Genomic DNA, 12782 nt, shown 5'->3' on the forward strand with positions numbered 1-12782 from the left:
CCAAACGGTCTTGATCGAACGCATATTCATGGCGAAATCCATAGCCGCGAAAAGCGGTATGCGCAACAGGTTTGAAAGTCTGTGGGGTGGCTGCCGCTTTCGCAACCCATGGCACATGGCCAAGACCGGCCGTCCTGCCTAGACTCTGCATCAAACAGCAGGAAGACGGGAAAACATCAAATGACCCAGCAGTTCGACCGCGCACGGACGTTCCATTCTCTCCATGTCAAGGGAAACCCGATTGTCCTCTACAATGCCTGGGACCCAGGCTCCGCCAAGATCATCGAGAAAGCAGGGGCCAAGGCCATCGCCACCGGAAGCTGGCCGGTCGCGGCCGCTTTCGGATTCGCCGATGGCGAGAAAATCCCGTTGGAACTGGCGCTCGAAAACATCAAACGCATCGTTGCGGCGGTGGATGTGCCGGTAACCATGGACCTCGAGGGGGGTTACGGGGTCGCTCCGGAGGTTGTCGCCCGCAGCGTGACGCTCGCCGTGCAGGCTGGAGCCGTCGGCTTTAATTTCGAGGATCAGATCGTCGGCGGCAGTGGGCTGCACGACATCGCCATACAGGTGAGGCGGATCGAAGCGGCTGCAGCGGCGGTGAAGACGTCGGGTATTCCGGCCTTCATTAACACCCGAACCGACATTTTCCTGAAGACTAAACCGAATGCGCACGACAAGGCTCTTCTCGATCAGGCGATCGAGCGGGCGCACGCCTACGAAAGGGCCGGAGCGCATGGCTTCTTTGCGCCGGGGCTTGCCGATGAAGGCCTGATCGAGGCGCTCTGCGAGGCAACGGCATTGCCGGTCAACATCATTGCCCTGGCGCATGTGCCGCCGCGCCAGAGGCTTGCCGAACTCGGCGTCGCCCGCGTGAGCCATGGTCCGGTGCCGTACCGGCAGATGGCCGAATGGCTGGAGGCCAAGGCGCGACAGGCGATTTCGGGATAACCTGGCGGGGTGCGTCAGTCCTCCAGCGTTCCCGACCTTGCATCGGCGCTCGTCCCGTCGCCGACCAGCTTCACGAGGTCTTCGCCGGCGCGGATGATGCGGCGGGAACGCCGCGTCAGGATGAGGCCCGCCTGCGGCGCCAACACTTCCGTGCGGCCGTCGGGCTCGCCGGGCGCGTGGACGATGGTGGCAAGGCGCGCACCCTTGGTGACGCGGTCGCCCGGCTTCACGTCGTACAGGATCGCGCCCGAGCGGGGCGCCGGCATCATCTCGATGTTTTCGAGCGGCGCGACGAGCCCAACGAAGCTGCCAGGCGCGGGCAGCGCCTGATCCTGGATGACGTCGCGCGCCACCAGCAGCCGGTAGAGCCCTTCGGCATCGGCGCCGGCGAGGGCGCCGTCGACATCGAGTATGCCGCGATATTCGACCGTGGTGGCGACGCGCCGGTCGAGGCACGCGACGTCGGCGGGAACGTTCTGATACGGCATGATCGAGGCGCCTTCGAAGGTGCCGTCGGGGTCTTCGTCCCACAGCATCACCGCGTCGACGCCCATGGCCGCTGCACAATCCGCCATGGCCGGCCACAGGCTGGTGTGGACGTAAAGATAGGCGAGGCCCTCATCGTCGCAATGCAGGTCGAGCACGATGTCGTGGCCAATGGAGAGCTGCAGCAGCCGCGTTTTCAGCCGCTGGTCGACCGTGCCGTGCGCCGGCAGCAGCGTGAGGTCGGGCGCGGCGAGCCGCGGAAAGCCGCGATTGAAATTGGTGCGCGTGCCCAGATGAAAGCGGCCCTGATGGTCGCCGTAAAGATATTGCGCGCGGCCGATCGGATTAGCCCAGGGCACGATGGTCATATTGCCGGTGATGCGGCCTTCGGCTTCCGCCTTGCTGAGCATCGGCATCAGCGTGTCGATGGCGACGACGCCCGGCAATTCGCCGGCATGAAGTGCCGCCTGCAGATAGGCGGAAGGCGCCGTCTTGTCCGTTCCGGCGAAGCGGAAGACGGGGAATTCGTAGGAAACGCCTTCGCTGTCGCCGGCGACGCGTTCGATGGACTTCTGCATGGGATGGCTCCGGGAGAAGAGGCGGAACACATGCCCTTTTGCCGCTGGGCTGTCGATTGGTCCAGTCGCTGCCGCTATGGGCGCACGATTCTACCCGGCCGTCACACCAGCGGCTTGAGTTCCTGGGCGATGGTCGGCAGAAGCTCCGAGACGTTCGGGTGGATGTGCACGGCGCGCGCCAGCGTGCTGACCGGCGCCTTGGCATACATCAGGTCGAGCACGCAGTGCACCGCCTCGTCGCCGCCCGGGCCGAGCACCGAACAGCCGAGGATCTCCTTGGTGTCGGCATCGACCAGGATCTTCATGAAGCCTTGCGTCTCACCTTTTTCGACGGCACGGCTGACGCGGGTCATTGGCCGCTGGCCGACCAAGGCGCGGCGGCCGGATTTCCTTACCGCGGCTTCGGTCATGCCGCAGCGGCCGAGCGGTGGGTCGATATAGAGCGCATAGGCCTCGATGCGGTCGCTGACCTTGCGCGGATCGTTGTCGAGCAGGTTGGCGGCGACGATCTCGTAATCGTTGTACGAGGTGTGGGTGAAGGCGCCCTTGCCGTTGCAGTCGCCCATCGCCCAGATGCCGGGCACGCTGGTGCGCAACTGGTCGTCGACGACGATGAAGCCGCGTTTGTCGACCTCGACGCCGGCTTTGTCGAGGCCGAGATCGTCGGTGTTTGGCGTGCGGCCGAGCGCCAGCAGCACATGCGAGCCGACCGCAGCCGCCTTGCCTGGCGAGAAGGTCACGGCGATTTCGTTGCCTCGCCTGGCGAAGCGGATGTCGTCGGCGCCGAGATGGACGGCAATGGCTTCGTTTTCGAGGATCGACAAAATGGCGTCCGAGACATCCTCGTCCTCGCGACCGATCAGGCGCGGGCTTTTTTCGATGACCGTGACTTCGGAACCGAAGCGGCGGAACATCTGCGCGAATTCGAGCGAGACATAGCTGCCGCCGACAACGATGAGATGGCGCGGCAGCACGTCGAGATCCATCATCGAGGAATTGGTCAGGTAAGAAATGCCGTCGATGCCAGGCAGGTCGGGCACCGAGGCGCGCCCGCCGGTGTTGAGGAATATCTTTTCGGCGCTCAGCAGATCGTCGCCGACGCGCACCGTGTTGGCGCTTACGAAGCGCGCATGGCCGCGATAGAGCGTGCATTTGTCCATGCCGGCAATCCAGTCTTCGAGATTGCCGCGGGCGCCGTTGGAGACCTTGTCCTTGCGCGCCTTGATCGCCTTGTAGTTTACGCCGACGGGACCGGACAGCGTCACCCCGTAATCCGCGGCCGAGCGGGCGAGATGCGCGGCATAGGCGCTTGCCACCATCGTTTTGGTCGGCGTGCAGCCGGTGTTGACGCAAGTGCCGCCGACCAGCTTTCGCTCGATCAGCGCCACGCTCATGCCGGCCGCATTCAGCCGGCCGGCGAGCGGTGGGCCGGCCTGCCCGGCACCGACGATGATGGCGTCGAATGTCTTTGCCGTCATGCCGCCGCCGCCGCGATCAGAAGCCCGCCGACGATCGCCACCGCGTCCTCGATGAAGGCGGCCGGCGGGTCCTTGCCGAAGGCGGCGGCCAGGCGTTTACGCGCCTCGGCGCCGCCCAGCGTGCCGATCACCGCGCCGATGGCGCCGGCGATCAGGCCGCCGATGGTGGCGCCGCCGGTGGCGCCGATCACCGCGCCGGTGAAAGCGCCCAAGACGATACGCGTGCCGAATTGCTGCGGCACCTTGCGGCTCGGCGCCGAGGGCAGCTGGTCGGTGACCAGTTCGGCGATGGCCAGGATGGTGAAGATGCCGACGGCGATCCAGTGGCCCATGAAGCTGGCCCAGGTGTCCGCGACCGGCAACCAGCCAAGCCAGGCGCCCCAGGCGACGGCGGCGGGCGCGGTCATCGCGCGAAGCCCGGCAACGATGCCAATCAGGAGTGCAAAAATGTACAGCATGATTGATCCCCTCGATGGCCGGCTTGGGACAGGTCCGAGAGAGCAAGCTACCATAGGTCCGGTATTTGACCAGAGGTGGTGTCGCCGCCGGCGCTTCCGCATTTGCAGCACTTGTGCTTTGGCAAAGATTGAGACTGGAGTTGCGGCCATGGCCGAAAGCGAACGCATGAAAATGGCGGCGGGCGAGTGGTATTGCTGCCTCGATCCGGAACTGGAGGCGTTGCGCATCACGGCGCGAGACGCGGTGTTCGAGCACAACAGCCTGCCGCCCCGGCAGCGTCGCGACATCGGGCCTGGATTGCGGACGCTGCTCGGCGCTGCGGGCGAGGGCGCCCGGATCGAGGCGCAGTTCCACTGCGCTTATGGCTTCAACATCTTTCTCGGCGACCGCGTTTTTCTCAATGCCGGCTGCATCATTCTCGACACGGCGCCAGTGCGCATCGGTAAGGGAACGCTGCTCGGCCCGAATGTGCAGATCTATTGCGCCGAGCACCACAAGGAGGCTGCCGGGCGACGGGCAGGGCTGGAGATCGCCAAGCCGGTCGAGATCGGCGACAATGCCTGGATCGGCGGCAGTGCCGTCATCCTCGGCGGAGTCAGGATCGGCGATGGCGCCATCGTCGGCGCCGGTGCTGTGGTGACGCGCGACGTCGCGGCGAACACCACGGTGGTCGGCAATCCGGCACGGGTAATCAGCAACAACTGAGCACCGTGCTTCTGTTGCCGGTCACGTCCTCGTTCTGATGGACATGGGGGCGGCTATGTCACTTGGCTGGAGGTGGATGCAACCGTGTGTCGAGGGCAAACGCCTCCTGGGTCTTCATGGCGTATGCCCCTCTGGCGAGGCTCGCGTCGAAGATCAGGTTCCAGCTATGCTGCGATACGGCGCTCGGAATCACAACGAACCGGTGCCGTTGCAGAAGATCGTCGCCAAACGCCTGTTGCCAGGAGCTCGGAATGCCCGGGCGCAACCACTTGGGGTTGGGCACGGCGGCGGGGTCGACGATATGCACATCCGCGACATCGCTGACGATTGCTGCCGTCATGACATGCGCAATCGTGTCGAGCGCCCTGAAGCCCTTATGGACCGCAACCTCGAGGATCGCAGTCGACGGATCGATCGAGCAGTAGACGGCGCGCACGCCCTTGCTGTTCCAGCGTCCGCCCACCCTGTATGCGCCCTCGCCACTATCCCATGTAGGCGCAAACGCGGCTTGATCGAGGCGCCATCCGATGAGGTCGGAGCCACCAAGCGCCGCCGGCAGCGGCGTCATGCATAAACGCCATATTCAAGCCGTTCCAGATAGTCTTCTACAAGCTCGATCCCCGCCGGCGTCGCCAGAAGGTCGATTGGACGACGCTGGTCGAGCCCAATCGCCGGGCGCTCCAGCCATTGCTCTGCCTCCGCCTGCGAACCGAACACGTCGGTAGCTTTCGACAGGATCTCCGCGAACTTCCAGGTTCGTCCGCTCTGGTCCTGACTGAGAGGCTTGGACGGAGCATCCTTGCGGCGCTGGTAGGTGCGCAGGCTCATGCCGACGGCCTTCTCCAGCGAATCGGTCTTCTGGATGAAGACGAGTTGCCCGATAAGATGGTCCAGCGCTGAAGCCGGCAGGCCGTGCAGAAGCAACTCGTGGGCATCCAAAGCGCTGCTGAGGCGCCTTGCCAGAATGCGGCTGCCGCCTAGCAATTTCGCCACCTTCTGAAGTTCATTGTTTTTTGCTGCTGGCGCAGCCTTTTCCAATGCCATCGCCACGGCGAGCCCTCTTCGCGTCATCTGTCGCTTTAATATATGACAGATGACGCAGAGCCTTTCAACCACGACAGGATCGAGAGCAGGGCAATCGCTTCGAGAGAAAAGATAGCCTACTCGGGCCAGATGGCAGTCCAACGTCGGCACTGAAGCGATTGCCCTGGAATCGAGCGCGAGCCGAATTTCACCTCGGCATGTGCGCCACGCGCTCCTCCTGAGCACTCTTCGAGAATTCGCGCCGGTACTGCGCCGGCGAGGTTCTGAGGCGCGCTGCGAAATGCTGGCGCAGCGAGGTAGCGCTGCCGAAGCCGGCCTCGAAGGCAACCGTGTCCATCGATTTTTCCGTTGCTTCCAGCAGCCGTTGCGCCAGCTGGACGCGCTGGTCGGTCAGCCAGTCGCCGAAACTGGTGCCGATCGTTTTCTGGAAACGGCGCGTGAACGTCCGGCGGGTGAGGCCGGCGTGACCGGCAACGCTGTCCAGACTGTGCGGCTCACCCAGGGTTTTGCGCACCGCTTCGAGAGCTTGGGTGAAGCGGTCCGCATTGCCGGTCCTGGCGATGGGACGTTCGATGAATTGCGCCTGCCCGCCCTGCCTGTGCGGAGAAAGCACAATCTGCCGGGCAAGGCGAAGTGCCGCCTCCGCGCCGTAACGAGCCCGTACGACGTGCAGGCAGCAGTCGAGCCCGGCGGCGACGCCGGCGGATGTCACGACATCGCCATTGTCGATGTAGAGCACTTCCGGTTCGACGAGAATGTCGGGATAGAGTTCCTGCAGCTGATCCGCGTAGGCCCAGTGCGTCGCCGCTCGCCGCCCCGAAAGCAGTCCGGTCGCCGCAACAGCGAACGTTCCCAAGCACAGTCCGACGATCAGCGCGCCGCGCTCGTGCGCGCCAAGCAACGCGTCGATCAATGCCGCTGGAGGCGAGCTCCCGAGATCTTTCCAGCTTGGCACGATGACGATGTCGGCGTCATCGAGCGCGGAAAGCCCGTGCGGGACGCTGATGGTCAGCCCGGCATCGGTGCGGATCGGCCCGTCCTCAATCGCGCAGACCCGGAAGTCGAAGCGCGGCAGGCCGAGCTCCGTGCGATCCGCGCCGAACACGAGACACGGCACGGAGAGATGAAACGGGCTGATGCCATCGAAGGCGATGGCGGCAACGGCAGGATCGGTCATGGGAGCTCCAGCAACGGGTGAGGCGATTGTCCCAATTCTTTCGAATAATGTCAATCGGGACACTTTTTGCAATCCGGTGCCGAGCTTATCGTCCACCCATCAATGTCCAACGGGAAAGGAAAACCCCATGTCGCAACCAGCCAAAGGCAAAGCTCCACGCCGCGCCCTCATCGTCATCGATGTTCAAAACGACTATGACGGCGGCAACCTCGCCATCCAGCATCCGCCCTTCCGCGACAGCGTCGTCAATGTGGCGCGTGCGATGGATGCGGCCACCGAGGCAGGCGTCAAGGTGGTGGTCATCAAACAGTTGGCGCCGGAAACCTCACCGGTCTTCGCCAAGGGCAGCCATGGCGCCGAGTTGCACCCGGAAATCGCCAGGCGAAACCGCGACCATTACATCGAAAAGAACTTGCCCAGCGCCTTCACCGGCACGGACCTCGAGGAGTGGCTGCGCGCCAACTCTATCGATACGATCACAGTCATCGGCTACATGACGCATAATTGCGACCTGTCGACGGTCATCCACGCCGTGCATATGGGTTTTGAGGTCGAGTTCCTGTCGGACGCAACGGGGTCGTTGCCGTACGCCAACAGCGCCGGCTACGCTTCGGGGGAGGAAATCCATCGCGTCGTGACGATCGTATTGCAGTCGCGCTTCGCGGCCGTTCTCAAAACCGCCGAGTGGATCGATTGCCTGAAGACCGGCGTGGTTCCCCAGCACGACACACCCTATGCCTCCAACCAGCGCGCGCTGGCGCGAAGCGCGGCGTAGGAGACTGTTGCGAACAGGCAGAAGGACGCCGCAGCGTTGCGGCGCCCTTTGCCGTTCAAGCGTTGATTATCCCTAAAACAGGCCTTCGATCTGGCCCATTTCGTTCAGGAAAATCTTTTCCGAGGATGGCGCTTTGGGCAGGCCGGGCATGGTCATCACCTCGCCGCAGATGATGACGACGAAGCCGGCGCCGGCAGACAGCCTGACCTCGCGCACCGGCACGGTGTGGCCGGTTGGCGCGCCGCGCAGATTCGGATCGGTGGAGAAGGAATATTGCGTCTTGGCCATGCAGACCGGCAAATGACCGTAGCCGGCGTGCTCCCAGGCGTGGAGCTGGTCGCGCACCGATTTGTCGGCGATCGCTTCGGAACCGCGATAGATGCGCTGGACGATGGTGTTGATCTTCTCGAACAGCGGCATGGCGTCGGGATAGAGCGGGGCGAATTGCGACGCGCCGGATTCGGCCAACGCCACGACTCTTTTGGCCAGTTCCTCGATGCCGGCCGATCCCTGGGCCCAGTGCTTGCACAGGATCGCCTCTTCGCCCATCGAGGTGACGTAGTCCTTCATCGCCTGGATCTCGGCCTCGGTATCGGAGTAGAAATGGTTGATGGCGACCACTGCCGGCACACCGAACTGGCGGATGTTCTCGATGTGGCGGCCGAGATTCGCACATCCCTTCTTGACCGCCTCGACGTTCTCCTTGCCGAGGTCCTCCTTCTTGACGCCGCCATTCATCTTCAAGGCGCGAACCGTGGCGACGATGACCGCCGCGGCGGGCCTCAGGCCGGCCTTGCGGCATTTGATGTCGAAGAACTTTTCGGCACCGAGATCGGCGCCGAAACCGGCTTCGGTGACGACGTAGTCGGCAAGCTTCAGCGCCGTCGTCGTGGCAACGACGGAGTTGCAGCCATGCGCGATGTTGGCGAAGGGGCCGCCATGCACGAAAGCCGGGTTGTTCTCCAGCGTCTGCACGAGATTGGGCTGCATGGCGTCCTTCAAGAGTACGGCCATCGCACCGTCGGCCTTGAGGTCGCGGGCATAGACGGCCGACTTGTCGCGACGATAGGCGACGATGATGTCGCCGAGGCGCTTTTCCAGGTCCTTCAGGTCGGTCGACAGGCACAGGATGGCCATGACTTCCGAGGCGACTGTGATGTCGAAACCGGCCTCGCGCGGGAAACCGTTGGCGACGCCGCCGAGCGAACAGATGATCTCGCGCAGCGACCGGTCGTTCATGTCCATGACGCGGCGCCAGACGACGCGGCGGGTATCGATGCCGAGCTCGTTGCCCCAGTAGATGTGGTTGTCGATCAGCGCCGACAGCAAGTTATGGGCGGTGGTGATGGCGTGGAAATCGCCGGTGAAGTGGAGGTTCATGTCCTCCATCGGCACGACCTGCGCGTAGCCACCGCCGGCGGCACCGCCCTTGACGCCGAAATTCGGTCCGAGCGAAGCCTCACGGATGCAGACGATGGCCTTCTTGCCGAGGCGGTTGAGGCCATCGCCCAAGCCCACCGTCGTCGTCGTCTTGCCTTCGCCGGCCGGTGTCGGGTTGATGGCGGTGACGAGGATCAGCTTGCCATCCTTGTTGCCCTTCACCGACTTGATGAACTCGGCCGAGATCTTCGCCTTGTCGTGGCCGTAGGGCAGAAGATGTTCGCTCGGAATGCCGATCTTCTGGCCGATCTCCTGGATCTGCTTCTTCCTGGCGCCGCGCGCGATCTCGATGTCGGACTTCACTTCGGCCATGGACGACTTCCCTCTGAATTGGACGGATTTGACTAGTGTGGTCGCAAGAATAGCCCGGCATTGCAGGCGCGGGCATGTTCTACCCCTGTCGCTGCCGCGGCGTCAACTTTCATGCAACTATGTTTCCTACGAAGAAAATGCCTCTGCGGCCGGCTGCCCTGCTACAGGTTCTTTTCGCGCCGGTTGCCGCGCCGTATAGAAGCCAGAGCAGGCGCGGTTCCGCCGTCTCAAAACAGCCGCGTAATACGCGAAAAGCGACAGAAGCAACGGCGCAAATTCACCAGCGCCGGCTGTGCGGGACGATCCGCTACTGCGTCAGGACGTTGCTGATCTCGACCATGTTCGAGCGCACCCTGAGTATGTAAAAGCCCATAGTCGTCAGATGTGTCGGCAACAGCCAGCCGTCCTCGCGGCCATTGGCGATGATGAAGGGCTGGATGCGCAGTGCCGAGACGAACTGCGCGTCCATCGTATCCCACAGGTTCTGCAGGTGCTTTTCCTTGATGACGTCCTCGAAGTCGGCCTGTGCGCCCTTCATCAGCCCGTAATAGGCATAGAGCTGGCCATAGGCGAACCAGAAGCGGTCGTCGGCGCGAGTGTCGAACCAGCCATTATTGTGGTTTTCGGCACGCTCCTTGAGGATCGCCGAGGTCGAACCGATGTCGGACGAGATGCGGTCGATATACTGCTTGAGATTGTCGGCGCGGGCATCGAACGTCGCCTGGCAGGCTGCGAGGCGGGCGTTGAAGGAACGCAGCTTGCGCACCGCGTCGCGATAGTAGCTCGGCGTCGGCGTCTTGGGGCCGAACGGGTTCAAGCCGAAATACCAGGTTTCCTCGTCGAACTGCAGATTGCCGCGGGCATCCTGCAGGTCGGCGTCGATCTGCGAGGTGGTGCGGACGCGGCCGAGATTATCGGCAAGCTCGGTCGCCGTGCGCCGCACCGCCTGGTTGATGCCGCGCTGGAACGAAGCCTTGTTGTCCATGAACGGCGTGTGATCCCAGTCGATGCCGAACAGGCCGAGCTTGTAAAGGATCATCGACGACACCCAGGCATTCTGGTTGACGTTGAAGTCGGTCAGGTCGGCCGCAACCTGGGCAATGGCTGAATTTCCGCAGGTCTTGGCCGTGTCGGTGCCGGCGCCGGCGGAAACCTGTTCACCGGCGGAGCTGTTGCGTTTTTCGAACGTGTATTTGTCGACGTAATTCGGGTCGAAATTGTTCCACCACTGGGTGGCGTAGAAGAAGTTGACATAGAGACCGATCAGCACGAGCACAGCCAGGCCGAGCACCGCCTTCAGGATCCAGCCGCGTTGCGTGTACCAGCGCCCCGCCCACAGGAACGGCCACAGGATCGCGCCGATGAGCAGGCCGATGCCGCGGCCAATCCACTGGAAAATCCGGGTGAAGAAACTCACGATCGGATCAAGCATGGCGATGTCACCCCTCAGTCAGTCAAGCCGTAGAGGCGTGTGCGAAACGCCACCTTGTCCTTCAGATATGTGGTTTTCAGAACGTCCACAACATGCGATCGCCAGGCGTCGCTGAAGCCCTCATAGTCCCTGTAGAAGCCCGGCTTGTTGAAGACATAACGCGAAACGAAGTCCTGCGGCACGAAGTCCGAGATCAGCTGGTTGGTCAGCCAGGCGTCGGGATGGTCCGGCTTGGCGCGGATGACCAGGAAGCGCTGCTGCGGGAACACGTCCTCGATCTTGAGATGGCCGAGCTGGGCGATCTCGCGCTTGGCGGCGTTGAGGAAGGGAAAATTGCCGTCCCTGGTGATCAGATCGGTATGGCCGTGGATCCAGGTCTGCAGCCAGACCTTGTCGACGTCGGTCAGATTGCGGTCGGGATCGGCGTCGCGGATCAGCGCGCGCACCACCATTTCGGCGCGATGCTCGAGATAACCGGAGGTTTCGATCCATGAGGCGCGCGGCAGCTCGATGCGGCCGGTCGAGGCGAGGAACTTGAACACCTTGTCGGCATCGTGGATCGAAAGGTAACTCACCTGCCACGGCCGCGAGCGGCGGAAACCGGGCGCTGCCGGGTCGCTGATCACCGTCGTCACGTCGGGATCGACGAACACATAGAGCCCGCCGAAATGGCTGGTCCAATAGGCATTGTGACGGAAGATCACCTGGTCCGGCACCAGCGCATTCTCGCGGATGTCGCCGCAGACCTTCGCCAGCTCGACCATGTGGGCCAGCATGGCGTTGTCGCGCCAGGCATCCGGCTCCTGCTTCAGCCGGTCGACCAGCTTGCCGAGCTCGGCGGCCTTGCCGAGCACATCCTCGGCCGACAGCACCTTGAACTCGACCTGGTTGATCGACAGCAGGTCCTCGATGTCGTCGACCTTGGGGACCGAATCCTCGATCTCGCCGTAGATGACGTCCTTGATCGTCAGCGCATCGATGGCGCGCTGGTTCTTGGACATGAACTCGTACATCAGCAGCGAGGTGTTGGAGAACGCCGTGTGCACCACCGGCAGGTCGATCTGCGACGGCGTCAGGATGATGAAGCGGCGGTTGACCTCGTTCGGATCGAGGTAGCTGTAGTCGCCGCATTCCTCGGCGACCTGCGGCGAGAAGCCAGTGCGGTCGATCTCGAAGCTTTTCAACTTGGTCGGCTTCAAGCCGAACGCGACCATCGCCTTGTTGTAGCGCTGGATCAGGTGCGGCTCGTCGATCATCAGCAGCCGGCCGTAGATCAGCTCGTTGTCGCGCAACAGATCGGGTTTCTTGGCGGGGCTCATGTGCGCGATACCAATGGATCTTGCGCTGGAGGATCGAGCTCCAGCGGTGACGCCCCCCTCTCCCCGTTCTTCACGGGGAGAGGGTAAGGGTGAGGGGCGGCGCGAACGGTCAAGGACATGTCTCTCCATACCCTTTGGCGGTGACAAATCGAAGATCATGCGTTTCGATATGGCGTTCGAGGCGTCCTTCGATCGCAGCCAATATTGTCTCAAGGACTGCTTCCCGGTCCTTCAATACGTCGACGTTCCAAAAGCGCAGCATGGACCAGCCATTCGAGCCGATGAAGCGATCCCGGATTCGATCATATTGGCTGCCGACATGCTGACTGCCATCGACTTCGACGACGAGCTGGCAGTCTCTGCAGGCCAAATCGGCGAAGTAAGAGCCTATCGGCAACTGCCGTACGAATTTATGGCCGTTCAGTCTGCAGTCGCGCAACTCCATCCAGAGCGCGGCTTCTGCATCGTTGTCGGATTGACGCAGGCGCCTTGCGCGCCTGGTTATGTCTATTTCTGGTCCACGCATGCGCTGCCCCTCACCCTTACCCTCTCCCCGTGAAGAACGGGGAGAGGGGGGCGTCAGCTTTTGAGCCACGTCTTTCAGCGTTGCTGTGGGAGCTTATGCA

Annotated in this window: 13 protein-coding genes; 3 read left to right on the forward strand and 10 right to left on the reverse strand. The window is 63.0% G+C overall.

The features are described 5' to 3' along the window. Window positions 1-180 precede the first annotated feature (180 nt). On the forward strand, window positions 181-951 hold the full coding sequence (locus NKH16_RS13470) for an isocitrate lyase/PEP mutase family protein (protein WP_352456438.1): 771 nt from the start codon (window positions 181-183) through the stop codon (window positions 949-951). A gap of 14 nt (window positions 952-965) precedes the next feature. On the opposite strand, the gene NKH16_RS13475 is transcribed toward NKH16_RS13470, so the two are convergent. The 3 genes from NKH16_RS13475 to NKH16_RS13485 all read right to left on the reverse strand — a co-directional run bounded on the left by NKH16_RS13475 (window position 966) and on the right by NKH16_RS13485 (window position 3951). After that, window positions 966-2015: a M14 family metallopeptidase gene (locus NKH16_RS13475; RefSeq protein ID WP_352743323.1), complete on the reverse strand. Its 1050-nt coding sequence runs from the start codon at window positions 2013-2015 to the stop codon at window positions 966-968. A gap of 101 nt (window positions 2016-2116) precedes the next feature. Then, the gene (locus tag NKH16_RS13480) at window positions 2117-3493 is read right to left on the reverse strand and encodes an FAD-containing oxidoreductase (protein WP_352743322.1); all 1377 of its coding nucleotides are present in this window, start codon (window positions 3491-3493) and stop codon (window positions 2117-2119) included. Continuing rightward, on the reverse strand, window positions 3490-3951 hold the full coding sequence (locus NKH16_RS13485) for a DUF4126 domain-containing protein (protein ID WP_352450545.1): 462 nt from the start codon (window positions 3949-3951) through the stop codon (window positions 3490-3492). The genes NKH16_RS13480 and NKH16_RS13485 overlap by 4 nt, the downstream gene beginning before the upstream one ends. Before the next feature lie 148 nt (window positions 3952-4099). On the opposite strand from NKH16_RS13485, the gene NKH16_RS13490 reads away from it, so the two are divergent. After that, window positions 4100-4657 carry a sugar O-acetyltransferase gene (locus tag NKH16_RS13490; protein WP_352450544.1) on the forward strand — a complete coding sequence of 186 codons (558 nt, stop codon included), beginning with the start codon at window positions 4100-4102 and terminating at the stop codon, window positions 4655-4657. A gap of 58 nt (window positions 4658-4715) precedes the next feature. Here the strand turns inward: NKH16_RS13490 and NKH16_RS13495 are convergent, their stop codons facing one another. The 3 genes from NKH16_RS13495 to NKH16_RS13505 form a co-directional block, all read right to left on the reverse strand. After that, on the reverse strand, window positions 4716-5225 hold the full coding sequence (locus tag NKH16_RS13495) for an RES family NAD+ phosphorylase (RefSeq protein WP_352450543.1): 510 nt from the start codon (window positions 5223-5225) through the stop codon (window positions 4716-4718). Continuing rightward, window positions 5222-5701: a type II RES/Xre toxin-antitoxin system antitoxin gene (parS, locus tag NKH16_RS13500; RefSeq protein WP_352638288.1), complete on the reverse strand. Its 480-nt coding sequence runs from the start codon at window positions 5699-5701 to the stop codon at window positions 5222-5224. The genes NKH16_RS13495 and parS overlap by 4 nt, the downstream gene beginning before the upstream one ends. A gap of 187 nt (window positions 5702-5888) precedes the next feature. After that, window positions 5889-6878, reverse strand: a complete 990-nt coding sequence (locus NKH16_RS13505; RefSeq protein WP_254819147.1) for a helix-turn-helix domain-containing protein — start codon at window positions 6876-6878, stop codon at window positions 5889-5891. 127 nt (window positions 6879-7005) lie between these two features. Here NKH16_RS13505 and NKH16_RS13510 point away from each other — a divergent pair, with 127 nt between their 5' ends. After that, complete coding sequence (locus NKH16_RS13510) at window positions 7006-7653, forward strand: cysteine hydrolase family protein (protein ID WP_023679515.1); 648 nt, start codon at window positions 7006-7008, stop codon at window positions 7651-7653. A 72-nt stretch (window positions 7654-7725) separates the two neighbouring features. Here the strand turns inward: NKH16_RS13510 and NKH16_RS13515 are convergent, their stop codons facing one another. From NKH16_RS13515 to NKH16_RS13530, 4 genes are all read right to left on the reverse strand, one after another. Beyond that, entirely contained in the window at window positions 7726-9405 is a 1680-nt protein-coding gene (locus NKH16_RS13515; RefSeq protein WP_352743320.1) for a formate--tetrahydrofolate ligase, read from the reverse strand. A gap of 307 nt (window positions 9406-9712) precedes the next feature. Further along, window positions 9713-10837: a DUF2333 family protein gene (locus tag NKH16_RS13520; RefSeq protein WP_352450540.1), complete on the reverse strand. Its 1125-nt coding sequence runs from the start codon at window positions 10835-10837 to the stop codon at window positions 9713-9715. A gap of 14 nt (window positions 10838-10851) precedes the next feature. Continuing rightward, window positions 10852-12156, reverse strand: a complete 1305-nt coding sequence (locus NKH16_RS13525; protein WP_352743318.1) for a DUF6638 family protein — start codon at window positions 12154-12156, stop codon at window positions 10852-10854. 109 nt (window positions 12157-12265) lie between these two features. After that, window positions 12266-12682 (reverse strand): endonuclease domain-containing protein, encoded by a 417-nt coding sequence (locus NKH16_RS13530; protein ID WP_352743316.1) that lies wholly within the window; start codon window positions 12680-12682, stop codon window positions 12266-12268. Window positions 12683-12782 lie beyond the last annotated feature (100 nt).

The sequence above is a fragment of the Mesorhizobium sp. M1307 genome, assembly GCF_040318155.1.
Lineage (GTDB): Bacteria > Pseudomonadota > Alphaproteobacteria > Rhizobiales > Rhizobiaceae > Mesorhizobium.

Bases quoted from the DNA above. Each gene is read 5' to 3' on its own strand.
- NKH16_RS13470 (WP_352456438.1), top strand. From the start codon at position 181: ATGACCCAGCAGTTCGACCGCGCACGGACGTTCCATTCTCTCCATGTC.
- NKH16_RS13475 (WP_352743323.1), bottom strand. From the start codon at position 2,015: ATGCAGAAGTCCATCGAACGCGTCGCCGGCGACAGCGAAGGCGTTTCC.
- NKH16_RS13480 (WP_352743322.1), bottom strand. From the start codon at position 3,493: ATGACGGCAAAGACATTCGACGCCATCATCGTCGGTGCCGGGCAGGCC.
- NKH16_RS13485 (WP_352450545.1), bottom strand. From the start codon at position 3,951: ATGCTGTACATTTTTGCACTCCTGATTGGCATCGTTGCCGGGCTTCGC.
- NKH16_RS13490 (WP_352450544.1), top strand. From the start codon at position 4,100: ATGGCCGAAAGCGAACGCATGAAAATGGCGGCGGGCGAGTGGTATTGC.
- NKH16_RS13495 (WP_352450543.1), bottom strand. From the start codon at position 5,225: ATGACGCCGCTGCCGGCGGCGCTTGGTGGCTCCGACCTCATCGGATGG.
- parS (WP_352638288.1), bottom strand. From the start codon at position 5,701: ATGGCATTGGAAAAGGCTGCGCCAGCAGCAAAAAACAATGAACTTCAG.
- NKH16_RS13505 (WP_254819147.1), bottom strand. From the start codon at position 6,878: ATGACCGATCCTGCCGTTGCCGCCATCGCCTTCGATGGCATCAGCCCG.
- NKH16_RS13510 (WP_023679515.1), top strand. From the start codon at position 7,006: ATGTCGCAACCAGCCAAAGGCAAAGCTCCACGCCGCGCCCTCATCGTC.
- NKH16_RS13515 (WP_352743320.1), bottom strand. From the start codon at position 9,405: ATGGCCGAAGTGAAGTCCGACATCGAGATCGCGCGCGGCGCCAGGAAG.
- NKH16_RS13520 (WP_352450540.1), bottom strand. From the start codon at position 10,837: ATGCTTGATCCGATCGTGAGTTTCTTCACCCGGATTTTCCAGTGGATT.
- NKH16_RS13525 (WP_352743318.1), bottom strand. From the start codon at position 12,156: ATGAGCCCCGCCAAGAAACCCGATCTGTTGCGCGACAACGAGCTGATC.
- NKH16_RS13530 (WP_352743316.1), bottom strand. From the start codon at position 12,682: ATGCGTGGACCAGAAATAGACATAACCAGGCGCGCAAGGCGCCTGCGT.